21 protein-coding genes are annotated in these 19,291 nt (G+C 66.0%); 12 read left to right on the top strand and 9 right to left on the bottom strand.

The window, feature by feature from the left end; translation table 11 throughout:
* Positions 1–10 precede the first annotated feature (10 nt).
* The 3 genes from modB to modD all read left to right on the top strand — a co-directional run bounded on the left by modB (position 11) and on the right by modD (position 2,676).
* Positions 11–694, top strand: coding sequence for a molybdate ABC transporter permease subunit (gene modB / locus CEW87_RS04935; RefSeq protein ID WP_108949824.1), 684 nt, complete (start codon positions 11–13; stop codon positions 692–694).
* On the top strand, positions 691–1,776 hold the full coding sequence (gene modC / locus CEW87_RS04930; protein WP_108971704.1) for a molybdenum ABC transporter ATP-binding protein: 1,086 nt from the start codon (positions 691–693) through the stop codon (positions 1,774–1,776). The genes modB and modC overlap by 4 nt, the downstream gene beginning before the upstream one ends.
* Positions 1,777–1,845: 69 nt before the next feature.
* Positions 1,846–2,676, top strand: coding sequence for a ModD protein (gene modD, locus CEW87_RS04925; RefSeq protein ID WP_108971703.1), 831 nt, complete (start codon positions 1,846–1,848; stop codon positions 2,674–2,676).
* Positions 2,677–2,703: 27 nt separating this feature from the next.
* Here modD and CEW87_RS04920 read toward each other — a convergent pair whose 3' ends face one another.
* The gene (locus tag CEW87_RS04920; protein WP_108971702.1) at positions 2,704–3,570 is read right to left on the bottom strand and encodes a universal stress protein; all 867 of its coding nucleotides are present in this window, start codon (positions 3,568–3,570) and stop codon (positions 2,704–2,706) included.
* A 10-nt stretch (positions 3,571–3,580) separates the two neighbouring features.
* Complete coding sequence (locus CEW87_RS04915; RefSeq protein WP_108971701.1) at positions 3,581–5,056, bottom strand: SulP family inorganic anion transporter; 1,476 nt, start codon at positions 5,054–5,056, stop codon at positions 3,581–3,583.
* Between the two features lie 247 nt (positions 5,057–5,303).
* Between CEW87_RS04915 and queF the strand changes: the two genes are divergently transcribed.
* The 9 genes from queF (at position 5,304) to ureG (ending at position 11,836) form a co-directional block, all read left to right on the top strand.
* The gene (gene queF, locus CEW87_RS04910) at positions 5,304–6,158 is read left to right on the top strand and encodes an NADPH-dependent 7-cyano-7-deazaguanine reductase QueF (protein WP_108971700.1); all 855 of its coding nucleotides are present in this window, start codon (positions 5,304–5,306) and stop codon (positions 6,156–6,158) included.
* A 168-nt stretch (positions 6,159–6,326) separates the two neighbouring features.
* Positions 6,327–7,208 (top strand): urease accessory protein UreD, encoded by an 882-nt coding sequence (locus CEW87_RS04905; RefSeq protein ID WP_108971699.1) that lies wholly within the window; start codon positions 6,327–6,329, stop codon positions 7,206–7,208.
* Between the two features lie 39 nt (positions 7,209–7,247).
* A complete protein-coding gene (gene ureA / locus CEW87_RS04900) occupies positions 7,248–7,550 on the top strand; it encodes an urease subunit gamma (RefSeq protein ID WP_108949818.1) in 303 nt (100 codons plus the stop codon).
* A 19-nt stretch (positions 7,551–7,569) separates the two neighbouring features.
* A complete protein-coding gene (locus tag CEW87_RS04895; protein WP_108976933.1) occupies positions 7,570–7,875 on the top strand; it encodes a hypothetical protein in 306 nt (101 codons plus the stop codon).
* 26 nt (positions 7,876–7,901) lie between these two features.
* Entirely contained in the window at positions 7,902–8,207 is a 306-nt protein-coding gene (locus CEW87_RS04890) for an urease subunit beta (protein WP_108951403.1), read from the top strand.
* Position 8,208: 1 nt separating this feature from the next.
* The gene (gene ureC, locus CEW87_RS04885; RefSeq protein ID WP_108971698.1) at positions 8,209–9,924 is read left to right on the top strand and encodes an urease subunit alpha; all 1,716 of its coding nucleotides are present in this window, start codon (positions 8,209–8,211) and stop codon (positions 9,922–9,924) included.
* A 66-nt stretch (positions 9,925–9,990) separates the two neighbouring features.
* Positions 9,991–10,470 (top strand): urease accessory protein UreE, encoded by a 480-nt coding sequence (gene ureE / locus CEW87_RS04880; RefSeq protein ID WP_108971697.1) that lies wholly within the window; start codon positions 9,991–9,993, stop codon positions 10,468–10,470.
* A complete protein-coding gene (locus CEW87_RS04875; protein ID WP_234421668.1) occupies positions 10,467–11,186 on the top strand; it encodes an urease accessory protein UreF in 720 nt (239 codons plus the stop codon). The genes ureE and CEW87_RS04875 overlap by 4 nt, the downstream gene beginning before the upstream one ends.
* 20 nt (positions 11,187–11,206) lie before the next feature.
* Positions 11,207–11,836, top strand: coding sequence for an urease accessory protein UreG (ureG, locus tag CEW87_RS04870; RefSeq protein WP_108971696.1), 630 nt, complete (start codon positions 11,207–11,209; stop codon positions 11,834–11,836).
* Between the two features lie 134 nt (positions 11,837–11,970).
* Here the strand turns inward: ureG and CEW87_RS04865 are convergent, their stop codons facing one another.
* The 7 genes from CEW87_RS04865 to CEW87_RS04835 form a co-directional block, all read right to left on the bottom strand.
* Complete coding sequence (locus CEW87_RS04865) at positions 11,971–12,240, bottom strand: high-potential iron-sulfur protein (protein ID WP_108971695.1); 270 nt, start codon at positions 12,238–12,240, stop codon at positions 11,971–11,973.
* Between the two features lie 257 nt (positions 12,241–12,497).
* Positions 12,498–13,325, bottom strand: a complete 828-nt coding sequence (gene eutC / locus CEW87_RS04860; protein WP_108971694.1) for an ethanolamine ammonia-lyase subunit EutC — start codon at positions 13,323–13,325, stop codon at positions 12,498–12,500.
* Between the two features lie 16 nt (positions 13,326–13,341).
* Positions 13,342–14,736, bottom strand: a complete 1,395-nt coding sequence (locus CEW87_RS04855) for an ethanolamine ammonia-lyase subunit EutB (RefSeq protein ID WP_108971693.1) — start codon at positions 14,734–14,736, stop codon at positions 13,342–13,344.
* A gap of 38 nt (positions 14,737–14,774) precedes the next feature.
* The gene (locus CEW87_RS04850; protein ID WP_108971692.1) at positions 14,775–15,548 is read right to left on the bottom strand and encodes a DeoR/GlpR family DNA-binding transcription regulator; all 774 of its coding nucleotides are present in this window, start codon (positions 15,546–15,548) and stop codon (positions 14,775–14,777) included.
* Between the two features lie 19 nt (positions 15,549–15,567).
* Positions 15,568–17,217 (bottom strand): ABC transporter permease subunit, encoded by a 1,650-nt coding sequence (locus CEW87_RS04845; protein ID WP_108971691.1) that lies wholly within the window; start codon positions 17,215–17,217, stop codon positions 15,568–15,570.
* Positions 17,214–18,221 carry an ABC transporter ATP-binding protein gene (locus CEW87_RS04840; RefSeq protein ID WP_108971690.1) on the bottom strand — a complete coding sequence of 336 codons (1,008 nt, stop codon included), beginning with the start codon at positions 18,219–18,221 and terminating at the stop codon, positions 17,214–17,216. Before CEW87_RS04840 ends, CEW87_RS04845 begins: the two co-directional genes overlap by 4 nt.
* 24 nt (positions 18,222–18,245) lie before the next feature.
* A complete protein-coding gene (locus CEW87_RS04835) occupies positions 18,246–19,265 on the bottom strand; it encodes an ABC transporter substrate-binding protein (RefSeq protein WP_199917118.1) in 1,020 nt (339 codons plus the stop codon).
* Positions 19,266–19,291: the final 26 nt, after the last annotated feature.

Below are 19,291 nucleotides of genomic sequence, written 5' to 3'. Positions count from 1 at the left end.
CGGGGCGGGCATGTCACTCACTGCGCTCGATCTCTCGGCAATCTGGCTCACGCTGGAGCTGGCGGGCCTGACCACGGTGTTGCTGTTGCTGATTGGTACGCCAATCGCCTGGTGGCTGGCACGCACGCGTTCGTGGCTCAAGGGACCGATCGGGGCGGTGGTGGCATTGCCGCTGGTGTTGCCGCCGACGGTGATCGGCTTCTACCTGCTGGTGACCATGGGTCCGCATGGCCCGATTGGTCAGATGACGACCGCGCTGGGTCTGGGCACGCTGCCCTTCACCTTTGCCGGACTCGTCGTCGGTTCGGTGTTCTACTCCATGCCCTTCGTCATTCAGCCCTTGCAGAACGCCTTCGAAGCGATTGGAGAGCGCCCGCTGGAAGTCGCCGCCACCCTGCGCGCCAGTCCGTGGGACACCTTCTTTTCGGTGGTGCTGCCGCTGGCGCGACCGGGCTTCGTCACCGCGTCGATTCTGGGGTTCGCACATACCGTGGGCGAGTTTGGCGTGGTGCTGATGATCGGCGGCAATATTCCAGGTAGCACGCGCACGGTGTCGGTGCAGATCTTCGATCACGTCGAGGCCATGGAGTACGCACAGGCGCACTGGCTCGCCGGCGGCATGGTCGTATTCTCCTTCTTCGTCCTGCTCGCGCTGTACACCAGTCGCCGCTTCAAGCCGGGGATGGGCACATGACGGCAGAAGGCATACAGGCCCGCTTTCGCCTCGACTACAGTGGTTTTTCACTCGACGTCGATCTGCAACTGCCCGGGCGCGGCGTCACCGCACTGTTCGGTCATTCGGGGTCGGGCAAGACGACCTGCCTGCGCTGCGTCGCCGGTCTTGAGCGCGCACCGCTGGGCCGGCTCATCGTCAATGGCGAGCACTGGCAGGATGCCGACGCCGGGATCTTCGTGCCGACGCACGAGCGTGCGATCGGCTATGTCTTCCAGGAGGCCAGTCTGTTTCCGCATCTGTCGGTGCGGCGCAATCTCGAGTTCGGCATGAAGCGGGTCGCAGCAGCAACGCGACGCGTGGCCTGGGATCAGGCCGTCGAGCTGCTGGGGATCGGCCATCTGCTGGACCGCATGCCGGAGCGCCTGTCGGGCGGCGAGCGGCAGAGAGTGGGCATGGCGCGGGCGCTGCTGACCAGCCCGCGACTGCTGCTGATGGATGAGCCGCTGGCTGCGCTGGATCTCAAACGCAAGCAGGAAATCCTGCCCTACCTCGAGCGTCTGCACGACGAGCTCGACATCCCGGTGCTCTACGTCAGCCACTCACCCGACGAGGTGGCGCGGCTGGCGGATCATGTGGTGTTGCTTGATCAGGGGAAGGTGATTGCACAGGGCGGGCTGGTGGAGACGCTGGCCCGCCTGGATCTGCCGACGGCATTTACCGAGGATGCAGGGGTCGTCATTGAGTCGGTCATCGCCGAGCATGATGAACGCTACCACCTGACGCGGCTCGATTTTGCCGGTGGCAGCGTAATGGTCGCGCGGCGTCCGGAAGCCATCGGCCACCGTCTGCGTTTTCGCGTGCATGCGCGCGACGTCAGCCTTGCCGAGGCGCGCAACGAAAACAGCAGCATTACCAACCTGCTGCAAGTCATCGTGCAGGAGGTGGTCGTGGCCGATACGCCGGCGCATGTGCTGGTCCGGCTCGATGCGGGCGGCACCCCGCTGATCGCGCGCATCACCCGGCGCTCGTGCGACCAGCTCGGCATCGTGGCCAATCGACGAATGTGGGCGCAGATCAAGACGGTGGCCCTGCTGGGGTGATCCCGCGCGCAGGGATTGCCGGTGCCGTTTGGAATTGCCCTTGTGCAGATGTCTTCTGGAGTTCGAGTCATGCCCTGCTGTCTGTCCGATCACGCCCTGTCCGAACTGCTCGCCGATGATGTGCCGGCGGGCGACCTGACCACAGAGGCCCTGGCCATCGAGAATGCGCGCGGGCATGTGTCCTTCCATGCTCGCGGTACGATGCGGGTGTGCGGCAGTGAAGAGGCGGTGCGCCTGTTTCAGCTCACAGGTGCTACCGCGCGGCTTCATGTCGCGTCGGCGACGGCGGTCGAGGCGGGGGCCTTGTTGCTCGAGGCCGAAGGTGGGGCGGGCGAGCTTCACCGTGCGTGGAAGGTGGCGCAGACCCTGATGGAGTGGTCCAGCGGCATCGCCACCGCAGCGGCCGCCATCGTCGCGGCTGCGGCGCCGGTTGCCGTCGCCTGCACACGCAAGAACGTGCCCGGCACCAAGGCGATGTCGGCCAAGGCGGTGAAGGCGAGCGGTGCGATCATGCACCGGCTGGGGCTGTCGGAAACCCTGCTGATCTTCGCCGAGCACCGGCTGTTCCTGGAAGAGGCGCCGCAGGACACCGTGGCCCGTCTGCGACGCCTTCAGCCTGAGCGCAAGCTCACGGTGGAGGTGGCCTCGGTCGAGGAGGCGCTGGTCTGGGCGCGTGCGGGGGCCGGTGTGTTGCAGCTGGAGAAATTCCCGCCCGAGGCGGTGGCAGCGTGCAAGGCGCGGATTGCAGCAGAGGGCCTCGGCGCGGTGCTGGTCGCCGCCGGCGGCGTGCGCGCCGACAACGCCGCAGACTACGTGGCGGCCGGGGCGGATCTCATTGCCACCTCGGCCGCGTATACGGCGCCGCCCTGCGACGTAAAGGTGCGCTTCGCGCTGACGTGAGCGCGAAGCGCGCTGCGTGTCGGCTTTTCAGCCCCGCAGCAGCAGTGTCGGAATGGTGGCGGTGCGCAACAGGTCGGTGGTCTTGCTGCCAAACAGCAGGCTGCGCAGCGGCGAGTGGGCGTAGGCGCCCATGATCAGCAGATCGATGCCCTGTGCCTTCACCGTTTTCTCGATGACCTGCTCCGCGTCGCCGGGAATCAATGAGGCTGGGGCTTCGAAGCCTGCCGCCTCGAGCGTGTTCTTGGCCCACTCCAGCTGCTTGGGTGCGCTCTGGCTTTCCTTGCCCGACATCAGCAGATGGATGGGCAGGCCGCGGAACAGCGGGCTGTTTGCCACCATCTCCACGCCGCGACGGGTGACGATGCCGCCGTCAAAGGCGATCAGGATCCGGCGCGGTTCGCTAAAACCCTCGGTCACGGTCAGTGCAGGTTTGTGCAGGGCACGCACCACGCGCTCGACGTTGCTGCCGATGCTCTGGCTGCTGGTCCCGGCCGAGGCGCCGCGACGACCGAAGACGAACATGCGTACGCCGTCTTCCTGTTCAGCCAGGGTGTCGTCGAGCGCGCCGTGGCGCTGGCGCATGTCCGGTGCCGGCACGCCGGCGGCGATCGCGCGCTCGCGCAGGCGGTTGAGGAAGATGCGTCCCTGTTCGCGTGCCGCGCGGCTGAGCGCCGCATCCTTGTCGCTGAGGGTATGCAGCAACTGCTCCTGGGCGTTGAAGCCGATGGCGCCGCTATGGTCGTCGCCGGAGCCGAGTTCCGGATGGCGGTCGATGACATGGAGAAACTCGAGCGGCGCCTCCATGCGCGTCGCGGCCCAGGCTGCGTAGTCGGCCACCGTGTCGGCAAAACGGGACTGATCCACGCAGGCAAGAATCTTGTTGTCTTTGCTCATGGTCTGCTCCTCAGTGGCCCATCAGGTTTTCGACGGCTTCAGGCTTGTCGTGCACCGCGAAGCGGTCGACCATGGTCGCACTGGCTTCGTTGAGGCCGATGACCTCGACTTCGGTGCCTTCGCGGCGGAACTTGACCACCACCTTGTCGAGCGCACTGATGGCAGTAACGTCCCAGAAATGGGCGCGGGAGACGTCGATGCTGACCTTGTCGATGACTTCCTTGAAGTCGAAGGAGGCGATGAAGCGGTCGGCCGAGGCAAAGAACACCTGGCCAGTGACGGCATAGCGCCGCATCCGGCCTTCATCTTCCGCGCGCGAACCGACGTGCAGCACCTTGCCGACCTTGTGCGCAAAGAAGAAGCCCGACAGCAGCACCCCGACCAGCACCCCGCGGGCAAGGTCGTGCGTGGCGACGGTGACCGCAACGGTGGCGATCATGACCACGCTGGAGCTGGGCGGATTCTCGCGCAGCTTGAGTACCGAGTCCCAGCTGAAGGTACCGATCGAAACCATGATCATCACCGCGACCAGGGCCGCCATCGGGATCTGGCGCACCCAGTCGCCGAGGAAGACCACCAGGATCAGCAGCACCACGCCGGCGGTCAGCGTCGACAGGCGTCCGCGGCCGCCGGACTTCACGTTGATCACCGACTGCCCGATCATCGCGCAGCCGGCCATGCCGCCGAGGAAGCCGGAGGCGATATTGGCCACGCCCTGACCGACGCATTCGCGGCTCTTGTTGCTAGTGGTGTCGGTGAGGTCGTCGACGATGGTGGCGGTCATCAGCGATTCGAGCAGGCCCACGACCATCATGGTCAGTGCGTAGGGGAAGATGATCCCGAGCGTCTCGAAGTTGAGTGGCACATCGGGCAGCAGGAACACCGGCAGGCTGTCCGGCAGTTCGCCCATGTCGCCCACCGTGCGGATGTCGAGATCAAGCACCATGTATACCGCGGTCAGTACCACGATGGTGACCAGCGGCGACGGCACGGCACGGGTGATGTAGGGGAAGAGGTAGATGATGCCGAGCCCGGCTGCGGTCATGGCATACACATGCCAGCTGACGTTGGTCAGCTCCGGGAGCTGGGCCATGAAGATCAGGATCGCCAGCGCATTGACGAAGCCGGTCACCACCGAGCGCGACACGAAGCGCATCAGCACGCCCAGGCGCAGCCAGCCGGCGAGGATCTGAAGCACGCCGGTGAGCAGGGTGGCGGCGAGCAGATACTGCAGGCCGTGGTCCTTGACCAGGGTCACCATCACCAGGGCCATGGCACCGGTTGCGGCCGAGATCATGCCCGGGCGACCGCCGGCGAAGGCGATCACGGTGGCGATGCAGAAGGAGGCATAGAGCCCGACCTTGGGATCGACCCCGGCGATGATGGAGAAGGCGATGGCCTCGGGGATGAGGGCAAGCGCGACCACCAGGCCGGCGAGCAAGTCGTTGCGGACGTTGGAGAACCAGTCCTGCTGAAGGGATTTCATTGTCTGTTTTGATCCGTCTTGGGCTGCGTGGCAGGCGCGGCCTTGCTGCTGATGTGCCGGATGGAGTGTCGCAGGGCGTCCGGGTGCGGCCTTGCGGGCGGCGACGTGGCCTGCAGCCTGTCGTCTGATGCCGCGTCTGCGGGTGTTGCGGGAAAGCGCGTCCGTAAACGCATTGACCGGTGATTTTACTATTCATGCTGCAACGCAGCAACAGCGTATCGTGCGCGCTTCTTTTACAATCATACAGATGAACGATACATCCCCTCTCCGCCATGGTGCCGAAGCCTCACCGCTCGGCAAGCCTGTTGCCTATCGCGATACCTATGCGCCCGAGCTTCTGTTTCCGATCGAACGTCAGCTCAAGCGCGACGAGATCGGCGTGCGCGGCGATGCCTTGCCCTTCGTCGGTGAGGATCTGTGGAATGCCTATGAGCTGTCGTGGCTGAACGCGCGCGGCAAGCCGGTGGTGGCGCTCGCACGCTTCCGGGTGCGAGCCGATACGCCGCGGCTGATCGAGTCGAAATCGCTCAAGCTTTACCTCAATGCCTTCAACCAGAGTCGTTTTGCCGATGCGGGCACCGTGCGCGAAACGATTGCTCGCGACCTGTCCGCGGCGGCAGGCGGCGCGGTGGCGGTTGAGCTGATGCCGCTCGGCGAGCGCCCCCTGCGCCAGATCGGCTACCCGCAGGGTGTCTGTCTGGACGATCTCGACATCGATATCGATACCTATCAGCCGGCCCCGGCCCTGCTGGCAGCCCGTGGTGAAATCGTCAGCGAGACCCTGTATTCCCACCTGCTCAAGTCCAACTGTCTGGTGACCGGTCAGCCCGACTGGGGCATGGTCGTCGTGCGCTACACCGGGCCTGCGATCGAGCGTGAGGGCCTGCTGCGCTACATCGTGTCCTTTCGCGAGCACAACGAGTTTCACGAACAATGCGTGGAGCGGGTGTTCTGCGACATCATGGCGCGCTGCCACCCGCAGGCGCTTGCGGTGTGGGCACGCTACACGCGGCGCGGTGGTCTGGACATCAACCCGTTCCGTGCGACTCCCGGTGTGGGCAAGGCCGACGAATTCGACGAGTGCGACGAAGTGCGCCAGTAAGCGCGGGAGGGCGTTCATGCACTGTACTGGTGCATCCGGCCGGTGTTTTCATGGGCGGCCGGCACAGGGCGTGCGCCTGCAAGCCTTGTCTGCACAGAATAGTCAGTCTAAACAGTCGTATATCGGGTCGGCCTATGAGCTGGAACATTGCTTGCTAATGGAAGCTCCATGAATGCTGTGACAGCCCCTGAATCCCGTTCGCTCGGCGCGCCTGCCTGTAATGCTGCCGCCGGGCGCAGCTGGCGTGCCGAGTTGCGGCTGGCGTATGAACGCCGTGGCGAGCGTACCGTGCTTGCGGAGCGCGCGCATGTCGGTCCGCTGGTGGTGCAGCGTCCGCTTTATCCCGAGGGCCATGAGGTGTGCCACACCATTCTGGTACACCCGCCCGCGGGTATCGCCAGTGGCGACAGCCTCAGCGTCGATGTCGATGTCAGGGCAGGCGCCCATGCGCTGCTGACGACACCGGGTGCGGGCAAGTGGTATCGCAGCGCCGGCGCACGCGGCGGGCTGACACAGCGTATTGCGGTGGCCGCAGGCGCCGTGTGCGAGTGGCTGCCTCAGGAAAGCCTGGTGTTCGACGGCGCCTTCGGTGACCTCGTGACCGAGGTCAGCCTGTCCGGAGATGCCTGTTTCATCGGGGCGGAGATGCTGTGTTTCGGTCGCACGGGCTCGGGTGAGCGCTTTACCCGAGGTGAGCTTGCGATGCGCACCAGGATAGTGCGAGACGGGCGTCCGCTGTGGCTGGAGCGCGGCAGGGTGGGTGGTGGCAGCGCCCTGCTTGCTGCCGGCATCGGGCTGCAGGGCGAGCCGGTGAGCGGCAGTCTGCTGGTCGCTTCGCCGCTGGTGAATGTCGAACTCCTCAAGGCCTGGCGCGAGATCGCGCCGACGCACGGGACGGGCGGCGTCACCTTGTTGCCCGGCTTGCTGGTAGCGCGTTATCTCGGGCCCGCATGCGAGCCGGGACGCGAGTGGTTTGCGCGGCTTTGGGCTGCGGTCAGGCCGACCGTAGCCGGGCGCCCGATGCAGACGCCGAGAATCTGGAATACCTGATCAACTGATGGCGGCGCCACTGGCGCCGTGGAGAAATCGATGGAACTGAGCCCACGCGAGAAGGACAAGCTGCTGATTTTCACCGCCGGACTGCTCGCCGAGCGACGTCGGGCGCGCGGCCTGAAGCTGAACTACCCGGAGTCGGTCGCCTTCATCACCTGCGCGATCCTCGAAGGTGCGCGCGACGGCAAAACCGTGGCCGAGCTGATGAGCTACGGCGCCACCCTGCTCACACGCGACGACGTGATGGACGGCGTGGCCGAGATGATTCCCGATATTCAGGTCGAGGCCACCTTCCCGGACGGCACGAAACTGGTCACCGTGCATAACCCCATCATCTGACGCATTGGCGGCGACCATCATGAGCGAAGCCGAAATCGAACTGGCAAGGTTGCTGGCCCGCTTCAAGCTGCAGGTGAAGCGTACGCTGGGGCGCAGCGTGAATCTGACGGCGATGACGACCGATCCGGCGTATGCAAAGGCGACGCTGGACGAGATCGAAGAGCTCGCCGACGACGAGGCGTTCTTGCTGCTCGTCATCTGTTTGCGCGAAAAGCTGGCACCGGCTGCAGTGGTCGAACCCGTCGTACCCGCGCCGGCCCCCGAGGCTGCGCCGGTGCGCTCACAGGCCATGCGCGATTATCGCTTCGGCGCCCGTGGCGGTTGATCCGCCAGGCACATCAGGAGAAGAAAATGATTCCAGGCGAACTCATGCCGCTCGACGGCGAGATCGAACTCAATGTCGGACGCTCGACGCTGACGCTGTCAGTCACGAATACCGGCGACCGTCCGATCCAGGTCGGCTCGCACTACCACTTTGCCGAAACCAATGCCGCGCTCGACTTCGATCGCACGGCTGCACGCGGTTTCCGCCTCAACATTGCCGCCGGGACGGCGGTGCGTTTCGAGCCGGGACAGTCGCGCACGATCGAACTGGTCGCACTCGACGGTGCGCGCAAGGTGTTCGGCTTCAACGCCCAGGTCATGGGAGCGCTCTGATATGGCAAAGATTACACGCCGCGCCTATGCGGAAATGTTCGGCCCCACCGTGGGAGACCGCGTGCGACTGGCCGACACCGGGCTGATTCTCGAAGTCGAACAGGACCACACCATCTACGGTGAAGAGGTGAAGTTCGGCGGCGGCAAGGTCATCCGCGACGGCATGGGTCAGGGGCAGCAGCTCTCGGCCGAGGTGGCCGACACCATCATCACCAACGCGCTGATCGTCGATGCCGTCACCGGCATCGTCAAGGCGGACGTCGGCCTCAAGGACGGCAAGATCTGGAAGATCGGCAAGGGCGGCAACCCGGACATCCAGCCCGGCGTCACCATTCCGGTCGGTGCGGGCACCGAGGTCATCGCCGGCGAGGGCATGATCCTCACCGCCGGGGGCATCGACAGCCACATCCACTGGATCTGCCCGCAGCAGATCGAAGAGGCGCTGATGTCGGGCGTCACCACCATGCTCGGGGGCGGCACCGGGCCGGCGACCGGCACCTACGCCACCACGTGCACGCCAGGGCCGTGGCACATCCATCGCATGCTCGAGGCGGCTGAAGCCTTCCCGATGAACCTCGGCTTCTTCGGCAAGGGCAACGCCAGCCTGCCGGGGCCGCTCAACGAGCAGGTCGAAGCGGGCGTGATCGGCCTCAAGCTGCACGAGGACTGGGGCACGACGCCGGCGGCGATCGACAACTGTCTGAATGTGGCCGAGCAGCACGACGTGCAGGTCGCGATCCACACCGACACCCTGAACGAATCCGGCTTCGTCGAAACCACGCTGGCCGCGTTCAAGGGCCGCACCATCCACACCTTCCACACCGAAGGTGCGGGTGGTGGTCACGCGCCCGACATCATCAAGGCGGTGGGATCGCCGAACGTGCTGCCGTCCTCGACCAACCCGACGCGGCCATTCACGGTCAACACCATCGACGAGCATCTCGACATGCTGATGGTGTGTCATCACCTCGACCCGGCGATTGCCGAGGACGTGGCCTTTGCCGAGTCGCGCATCCGGCGCGAGACGATTGCGGCCGAAGACATCCTGCACGACACCGGCGCCTTCTCCATGATGTCGTCTGACTCGCAGGCGATGGGGCGGGTCGGCGAGGTCATCATCCGCACCTGGCAGACCGCGCACAAGATGAAGGTGCAGCGCGGCGCACTGCCCGAGGATGGCGAGCGTGGCGACGGCAAGGCGGACAACTTCCGCATCCGGCGCTACATCGCCAAGTACACCATCAACCCCGCGATCACCCACGGCATCTCGCACGTCGTGGGCTCGATCGAGCCCGGCAAGCTGGCCGACCTGGTGTTGTGGCGGCCGGCCTTCTTTGGCGTCAAGCCCAGCCTGATTCTGAAGGGCGGCATGATCGCGGCGGCGGCAATGGGCGATCCCAACGCGTCGATCCCCACGCCGCAACCGGTGCATTACCGGCCGATGTTCGGCAGTTTCGGCAAGGCGCTCAAGACCTCGGTGACCTTCGTCTCGCAGGCCGCGCTGTCCAACCCGGCGGTCGCCGCGCTTGGCCTGACGAAGCCGCTGGTCGCGGTGAAGGGGTGCCGCGGCGTGCAGAAGTCCGACATGGTGCTCAACGGTGCGATGCCGACCATTGACGTCGATCCCGAAACCTATATCGTGCGCGCCGATGGCGAGTTGCTCACGTGCGAACCCGCGACCGAACTGCCGATGGCGCAGCGCTATTTCCTGTTCTGACGCAATCCGCCATGATCGTCGTCGAACCTCGTGTCGCGTCAAGCAGGCCCTGGAAACTGAACTGACATGCTGCTGATTGAATCGCTTTACACCGGCGTACGCGCCGCAACGGAAACCCTGGAACTCGATTTTGGCTACCGCACCAAGAGCCGTTTGCGCGCCAAACTGAGCTCGGGCGAGGAAGTCGGTCTGTTCCTCCCCCGCGGCACCATCCTGCGCGGCGGTCAGAAACTCCACGCCCAGGACGGACGGATCGTCGAAGTCGTGGCTGCGCCGGAATCCCTGCTCGAGGTGCGCTGCGCCGATGCCTTCGAGCTCGCACGCGCGGCCTACCACCTCGGCAACCGTCATGTCGCCGTCGAACTCGGCGAAGGCTGGCTGCGGATTCAGGCCGATCACGTGCTCGAAGGCATGCTGGTCGGGCTGGGCGCGGAAGTGTCGCCGATCTCCGCGCCCTTCGAGCCCGAGGCCGGTGCCTATGCCCATGGTCACCAGCATCCGGGTGACGGCAGTGGCGCGCGCATCCACATGATGAGTGCCAAGTGACGCTGCCCGTATCCGGTGCGGCGGTCGGGGGCGGGCTGCTGCCGCTGGTGCGTCTGCTTCAACTGGCCAGCCCGGCACTGCCGGTCGGCGCCTACACCTACTCGCAGGGGCTGGAGTGGGCGGTCGAATGCGGCCGGGTCAAGACCGAGGCCGACACCCAGCGCTGGATCGGCGACCTGCTCGAATGGAGCGTGGCGCGCTTCGAGGCGCCGCTGGTGGCGTGTCTGCTCGAAGCCTGGGCGCAGGGCGACGATGACGCGGTGCGACGCCTCAACGACGATTTCGTCGCCAGTCGCGAGACCTCGGAGCTGCGTGCCGAAACCGTGCAGATGGGCTATTCGCTGGTCCGCATGCTGGTCGAGCTCGACGCCTGGTCCTCACTGCCCGGCTGGCGGGCGCGGTTGCAGGCGCTCGACACCCCGGCGTTTCCGACTGCATGGACCGCTGCTGCCGCGGCCTGGAAGGTGCCGGTGGCCGATGCGCTCGCCGCCTACCTGTGGGCATGGCTGGAGAATCAGGTGATGGCGGCGGTCAAGACCGTGCCGCTCGGCCAGAGCGCGGGGCAACGCATGCTGGCAGTGCTCGGCGCGCGCATTCCCGATCTGGTGCCACTTGCGATCGCGCTCCCGGAAGACGACTGGAGCAACTACACCCCCGGCCTGGCGCTTGCCAGCAGCCACCACGAAACGCAGTATTCACGGCTCTTCAGAAGCTGAACGACGGAAACCACAGAATCATGACTACTCCTGCATCCCAGGCACTTCGTGTCGGCATCGGCGGCCCCGTCGGTTCCGGCAAGACCGCGCTCACGCTCGCCCTGTGTCAGGCCTTGCGTGACAAGTACAACATCGCCGTGGTCACCAACGACATCTACACGGCGGAAGACGCGCAGTTTCTGGTGCGCAACGAGGCGCTGGCGGCAGATCGCATCATCGGCGTCGAAACCGGCGGCTGCCCGCACACCGCCATCCGCGAGGACGCCTCGATCAACCTCGAAGCGGTCGATCGCCTCAACCGCAGCTTTCCGGGGCTGGAGATCATTTTCGTCGAGTCGGGCGGCGACAACCTCGCTGCCACCTTCTCACCTGAACTGTCGGATCTGACGCTCTACGTCATCGACGTTTCGGCCGGCGACAAGATCCCGCGCAAGGGCGGGCCCGGCATTACCAAGAGCGATCTGCTGGTGATCAACAAGATCGATCTCGCACCGCTGGTCGGTGCCTCGCTCGAGGTCATGGACCGCGATGCGCGCAAGATGCGTGGCGAGCGGCCCTTCATTTTCTCCAATCTGAAGACGGGCCAGGGTCTGGCCGAGATCATCGACTTCGTCGAGCGCCAGGGGCTGTTGCGCACAGTGGAGGCCTGACCCGGCGGATGGGCGTCGTCCAGTCCGGCGTGCTGACCCGGGCCATCGTGCCGCGGCGGAGGGCCCGGCAGCTGAAATGAAAACGGGGACGGGTCTTGCGACCTGTCCCCGTTTGATCCTCGACTGATCGAGGATCAGGGCTTCTTGGCCCAGGCAACACAGGTGCCGTTCGGGTTCACTTCCGTGTCGCCGGCGAACAGCTTACAGCCGCCCAGCGGAGAGCCGGCTACGAAGTGCATGCAGCCCGAGCAAACCTTGGCCGCGTCGGTCGACTTGTCGACGTACTTCATGCTGGTACGCATTGCGTCGTTCTTGGCTGCGAAAGCAACGACCGGAATCATGGCCACGACTGCGCCGCTGGCCTTCATGAACGTGCGACGGGTTTGGTTGATGCTGTCAGACATATTCCCTCCTTGATTTGAAAACGCTCCACCCAGGACCGAACCTTCGCTCCGGGATATGCGGGTGCCATTCCGTTACCGCAGGGCGAATAGTATGCCACTCCTCCGAGAATAAATAATCGAAAGCTAATATGGCTTTTTTATTCAGCTATTGATTCGATTGTTTGTACGTCCTGCATCCGCTTTGTCTCGAGCGGCAGTTTTGCTAACAACCTGACGGCAACAGCTGAAGACACGATGCTGGCGCCGGACTTCTGGATTCAGGCGTCCGGTTCGGTCAGTGCGTCGGGGGTGCCGGGGTCCGCAAGGGGGGCGGCGTCGCTGTTGTCTTTCAGGGCTACGCCAGTCAGGCCGAGCTGGCGACCGGCCTGACACAGCCACCACAGCTTGCGCGCGGTCGCCGGGTAGGCGAGGCCTGCTGGGCGCACGTTCGAGATGCAGTTGCGTTCGGCATCCATGCGTCCGGGGCGTGGGCCCAGGGTCAGGTAGATGCCGAGGCTGTCCGGTGCGCTCAGCCCGGGGCGCTCGCCCACCAGCACGGCGACCATCGGCGCGTGCAGGGCGGCACCGATCTCGTCGCCGAGTGCCACCCGCGCCTGTCGGGCGAGGACCACAGGGCCGAGACGCCAGCCCTCGGGCCGGCTTGCGCAGATGGCGTCCACCAGCGGCAGGGCATGGCGCTCGATGGCCATGGAGGATAGCCCGTCGGCGATGACCAGCAGCAGTTCGAAGGGCGCATCCTGGCGTTCGGCCAGCCGTTTCGCGTCTGCCGGATCGAGCCGGCGGCCGAGGTCGGGGCGCAGCAGATAGGCCGCGCGGTCCGTCGCCTGGCTGGCGACCGTTACCGAGGCCAGGCCGCGTTGCGTAAGGCCTTCGGCCAGGGCGGCGAGGTCGAGCGGCAGGTGCACTGCGTCCCGGGCCTGGGCGTGGGCAAGACCGAAGCCGAGCACTTCACGCGTGGGCAGGCTGGCGCCGGTCCGGCCGAGGGCGAGGCGTGCGGCGGTGTAGCGGCGCAGCCCGGACCACGGGTCCTGAGCGACGCGCTCGGGTGCGGTGTCGTGGCGTGGGTCGATGTCCTTCGATGCCATCAGAGTCTCCGGTGGATCAGGGCAGCAGGCGCAGACGCTGCATGGTGCCCAGCAGCGCTGGGTCGCCCACAGCCGGACGCAAGCGGCCGTCGGCGTCGGTCAGGCCCGCGGCGGCGAGCCAGCTTTCGAACTCGGGGGCACGCTTCAGACCGAGCACCTCGCGCACGTAGAGGGCATCGTGAAAGGAGGTGCTCTGGTAGTTGAGCATGATGTCGTCGGCGCCCGGCACCCCCATGATGAAGTTCACCCCGGCCACGCCCAGCAAGGTCACCAGGGTGTCCATGTCGTCCTGGTCGGCCTCGGCGTGGTTGGTGTAGCACACGTCGCAGCCCAGGGGCACGCCCAGCAGCTTGCCGCAGAAATGATCCTCCAGCCCGGCGCGGATGATCTGCTTGCCGTCGTAGAGGTATTCCGGGCCAATGAAGCCGACCACGGTGTTGGTCAGCAAAGGCTTGAACTCGCGGGCCACGGCGTAGGCGCGTGCCTCGCAGGTCTGCTGGTCGACGCCGTGATGGGCATTGGCAGACAGGGCGCTGCCCTGGCCGGTCTCGAAGTACATGACGTTCTCGCCCACGGTGCCACGTCCGAGGCTCAGTGCGGCTTCGCGCGCTTCGCGCAGGAGCGCCAGGTCGATGCCGAATCCGGCATTGGCCTGTTCGGTGCCGGCAATGGACTGGAACACCAGGTCCACTGGCGCACCGCCCTCGATCATCCCGAGCGTGTTGGTTACATGCGTCAGCACGCAGCTTTGAGTGGGGATATCCAGGGTAGCGATGACCTCGTCGAGCATGTGGTTGAGACGGGAGAGCAGGGGCAGGCTGTCGCTGGCCGGATTGATGCCGATCACTGCGTCGCCGGCACCGTAGAGCAGGCCGTCGACGATGCTCGCGGCGATGCCGCGCAGGTCGTCGGTCGGATGATTGGGCTGCAGACGCACCGCCATCCGGCCGGGCAGGCCGATGGTGTTGCGAAAGCGCGTGATCACCCGGCATTTCTTCGCAACCAGGATCAGGTCCTGGTTGCGCATGAGCTTGCTGACGGCAGCCACCATCTCCGGGGTGAGTCCGGCCTGCACCCGGGTCAGTGCCTCGGTGTCGGTGGATTCGGCCAGCAGCCAGTCGCGCAGACCAGCGACGTCGAGGTGTGCAATGGGGGCGAAGGCGGCAGGGTCGTGGCGGTCGATGATTAGCCGCGTGATCTCGTCTGTCTCGTAGGGGATCAGGGCCTCGTCGAGGAAGCGGCGCAGTGGCACCTCGGCGAGGCACAGGCGCGCGGCCATGCGTTCGACGGCGGTGTCGGCCGCCAGGCCGGCGAGGACGTCGCCCGAGCGCAGCGGGCTGGCCTTGGCCATCAGGGCCTTGAGGTCGGCAAACTGCCAGGTGTGGCCGGCAACGGTGTGTCGATAAGCCATGGTTGTTTCTCGTCAGGGCATGGGCGGGTGTTGCGTGCTCATGCGAGCACGACCTCAATGCCGGTGTCGGCGAAACCCGCGAACTCGGGGTGCTTTCGGGCGGCCTGATTGGTCACCAGCACGTCGATCCGTTTCGCCGGGCAGAAGCAGCGCCGGCTGCGCATGCCGATCTTGCTGTGATCGGCGAGGATGATCCGGCGCTCTGCGGCATCGCACATGGCCTGGGCCACGGCAGCTTCGTCCAGATCGAAATCGCTCGCGCCCTCGGACGGGTGCACCGCCACCGGCGAGAGCAGGGCGAGGTCGGCGCGGTAGCGTCCGATCTCGGCCACGGTGGCCGCGCCGCAGGTTGCCGGGACGCCGCGCATCAGCTCACCGCCGAGCACGATGACCCGATTGCCGCGCTCAGCGCCGCCGGCGGCAGCCATCCGGGTGGCGATTTCCAGGCCGTTGGTGAGGACGGTCAGCCCGCTCAAAGAGACCAGTTCCTCGGTCATGATCAGGGTGGTGGAGCCGGCGTCGAGAAACACCGTGTGACCGCTCTTGAGCAGGCGCACCGCGGCCTTGGCAATGGCGCGCTTTTCCCGGTGATGGCTCTTGAGACGGCGCTCGAACGGCGGCTCGGCCTCGGGCTGGTTGAGCACCACGCCACCATGGATGCGGCGCAGTTCGCCGAGGGCTTCCAGCGCGACCAGATCGCGCCGCGTGGTCTCGCGCGACACACCCAGATCCTTGGCGATGCGCTCAGCGCTCAGGCGGGTGAAGCTGGCGAGCAGGGCGCGGATGCGTTGATAGCGTTCTTCCTGAAGCATGATCGGTCCGGGTGATGGTTCAGTGGCCGCCGGCGCGGCGGTTGGCGAGGTGCAGACCCAGCGATACGGTGCCCACCACCAGCATGATCAGCGACGAGAAGGCTGCCGCCTGCGAGGTGAAGCCGGCTTCATCCAGGCGCATCACGGTCACCGCCGACAGCGACAGCGTGGGCGTGATCAGGAAGATCACCGCCGAGAGCGTCACCATCGAACGCATGAAGAGGAAGGCCGCAACGGTCCACAAGGTGTTGCGCGCCGCGGGCAGATACACGTCGCGCAGCAGGCGCATGGTGCCGCCGCCGAGCACGCCCACTGCGTCCTCGAGCGCCGACGGCACGTTGCGCAGACCGGTCATCATGGTGACGTAGCCCTGGGTGTGATAGTGGTAGAAGTTGCACATGGCGAGCAGCCACACGGTACCGTAAAACACCGTCCACGGCATGTCCGGCGCGTTGAAGGCGAACACGTAGCCAAGGCCGAGCACCAGCCCCGGAACCCCCACCGGCAGGGCAGCGAGCAGGGTCACCAGCCGGGCTGACCAGCCGCCAAGGCGGCGCACCGAGAAGCTCAGCAGGAACAGGAGCGCGGTGCCTGCGGCGGCTGCCAGCAGCGACACGGCCAGCGAGGTCCACAGGCTGTCGTAGCCTCCCGATACGGTGATGTCGTAATGCTTCAGGGTGAAGTCGAGACGGTAGGGCCACAGGCGGATGAAGCCGGCGACCACCACCGTGGCGACCACGAAGAAGATGCTTGCCGCAATGCCGATGCCGATCACCGTGTAGGCGGCGTCGCGCGCGGGCGCGCGCACCGGCTGAGGCGGACTGGCCGACTCGGCGCCAATGCCGGCCTGGCGGCGGGCGGCGACGCGCTCGATCCAGACCGACAGGGCGGCTGGCAGCAGCAGCAACAGGCCGACCACCGCGCCCATGCCGAACCGCATCTGACCGCTGACCTGGTTGTAGATCTCGGTGGCGAGAACCGAAAAGTCGCCGCCGATGACCACCGCGTTACCGAAGTCGGTAATCGTGATAGTGAAAACCACCAAGCCGGCGCTGAGCAGGCCGTAGCGCATGCCCGGCAGGGTCAGGTCCATGAACTGGCGCCAGGGGCTCGCGCCGAGCACCTCGGCGGCTTCGTACTGGCGGGCATCGGCCTGGGACAGGGCGACGCGCAGGATCATCACCGCCTGGGGCAGGGCGTAGAGCACGTCGGCGATCAGCAGGCCCCAGAAGCCATACATCTCGGGGCGGATGTCCAGCACCTTGCCGACGATGCCGTTGCGCCCGAGGATGAAGATCAGGCCGAGACCAAGCACCAGCGAAGGAGCCAGCATGGGCAGGCTCAGGCACAGGCCGACGAAGCGCTTGCCGGCCATGCAGGTGCGCTCCAGCCCGTAGGCGAGGAAGAAGGCCAGCACCAGGGTGACGACCGTGGTGGCGAGTCCCAGCCACAGGCTGTTGAGTGTGGCGCGCCAGACGCCAGGGGTGTCGAGCAGGGCCAGGTAGTTGCCCAGACCGACGCCACCGCCGTCGATCATGAAGCTGCGCGCGCCGATGTAGAGCATGGGCAGGGCGAAGAACAGCAACAGCGCACCCAGGGGGATCCACAGGCTGACCCGCAGCAGCCAGCGGTCTGCCGGCATCAGGGGGATTTGGGCGGCGGCACTCATGGGGCAATCCAGGCGCAGGCGTGGGGTGCGATGGCGACCCGGGCGGCATCGCCCGGGCGCAGGGGGGTGTGGGCCGGGACTTCGGCCAGCAGGGTGCGGCCGAGCCAGTCCAGGCGCAGACGCTTGAAGTTGCCCAGGAACAACTGATCGAGCACGCGCGCGTGGCCATCGGTTGCAGCCGTCACGGTCAAGGCTTCGGGGCGCACGCAGGCCAGTGCGGCTTCACCCAGTTCGGTCGGTGCGGTGGCCGCCAGGGCGGGCTCGACCTGTTGCAGCCAGTCGCGCGGCAACAGATTGCTCTGCCCCATGAACTCGGCCACGAAGCGGGTCTTCGGCTGCTGGTAGAGCACCTCCGGTGAGCCTACCTGCTCGATCCGGCCATGGTTCATGCACACCACCTTGTCTGCGAGCACCATGGCCTCTTCCTGGTCATGGGTCACCATCAGGGTCGGAATGCCCAGGCTGCGCTGAACCTCGCGCAACTCCTCGCGCAAGGCGGCGCGCACCCGCGCGTCCAGAGCCGAGAGCGGCTCGTCGAGCAGGAGCAGGGCGGGGTTGACCGCCAGTGCGCGGGCAATCGCCACCCGCTGCTGCTGGCCGCCGGACAGTTCGCCCGGGTAGCGGCCGGCGAACTCGGAGAGCTTGACCGTCGACAGCAGTTCCGCCACACGCGCCTCGACCTGGGCCTTGGGCGTGCGGCGGATGGACAGACCGTAACCCACGTTCTGGGCTACGGTCAGGTTTGGAAACAGGGAGTAGGACTGGAACACGATCCCGAAGCCGCGCTCGCGAGTGGGCACCGCCGACAGGTCACGCCCATCGAGCAGGATACGCCCCCGGTCGGCGCCCAGCAGCCCGGCGATGATGCGCAGCAAGGTTGTCTTGCCGCAGCCGCTGGGGCCGAGCAGGCAGACGAACTCGGAGGCCTCGATCGTCAGGTTGATACGTTCGAGGGCGGGTACGCCGCCGAAGCTCTTGTTCAGGTCTCGTATTTCCAGTGCCATGATGCTTTCCCGTTGTGTCCTGTTTCAGCGGCCGATGGTGGTCTGCCAGGTCTTCAGGATGGTGTCGCGGTCCAGTGCCGACTTGGCGAAGTCCATCGGGTACAGCACCTTGCTCAGATCCTTGGGCAGGCCGGCAGCGGCGGCGGCCTTGGACTGCGGGGTGCCCGGAATGGTCACGACCGCCTTGTACTTGGTGTAAAGCGCCGCGGCCGAGGGTGACAGCGTCCAGTCGAGGAAGCGCTTGGCATCGGCCTTGTTCTTCGAGCCGGTCATCAGGGCCGTGGCCTCGAGCTCATAGCCGGCACCGTCGTTGGGGATCACCATCTTGAGCGGATAGCCTTCCTCGATGGACTGCATGGCGGCGAAGGCGAGGGACGTTCCGATGGCGTACTCACCAGCGCGGGCGGCCTTGCACGGGCGCGAGCCTGACTTGATGTACTGGGCGACGTTGCCGTCGAGGGTCTTCAGAAAGGTCCAGCCAGCCTCGTCGCCCTTGGACTGCAGCAAGGCGGCGATCTGAAGGTAGCCCGTGCCCGAGGAGACCGGGTTGGGCATGACCACCTCGCCCTTGTAGATCGGGTTGCTCAGGTCCTTCCAGGATGTGGGCATGGGCAGGTTCTTGCGCTTGAGCACTTCCGTGTTCACGCAGAACGCACCCATGTAACCGGTGGCGGCGAACCACTTGCCGTCGGCGGCCTTGTTGGCGGCAGCGAGCTTGTCCTCGCCCTTGGCGGTGTAGGGCTCGACCAGTGCCTGCACGCGCGGGTCGAGCATGTTGGTCAGTGCCCAGCCCCAGATCACGTCATGCTGCGGATTGGCGGCCTCGGCCAGGATGCGCGCACCCAGATCGCCGGTGGACAGGCGCAGGACCTTGATGTCGAGGTCGGGCATGTCCTTGTTGGCAGCGGCAACATATTCCTTGATCTCGTCTTCCTCGAGCGCGGTATAGACCACGATGGTGCCGGCATGGGCGGCGCCCGCGACAGTGAAGGCGGCTGCAAGGGCGGCGAGAGGGCGCAGGGCGAAGCGGGACGATTTCATCATTTTCTCCAAAAGGGTGTGCGCGATGA

It is taken from the genome of Parazoarcus communis (assembly GCF_003111665.1).
In the GTDB taxonomy this organism is placed as follows: Bacteria; Pseudomonadota; Gammaproteobacteria; order Burkholderiales; family Rhodocyclaceae; genus Parazoarcus; species Parazoarcus communis_B.
This window is presented reverse-complemented; position numbering and strand designations above follow the sequence as displayed.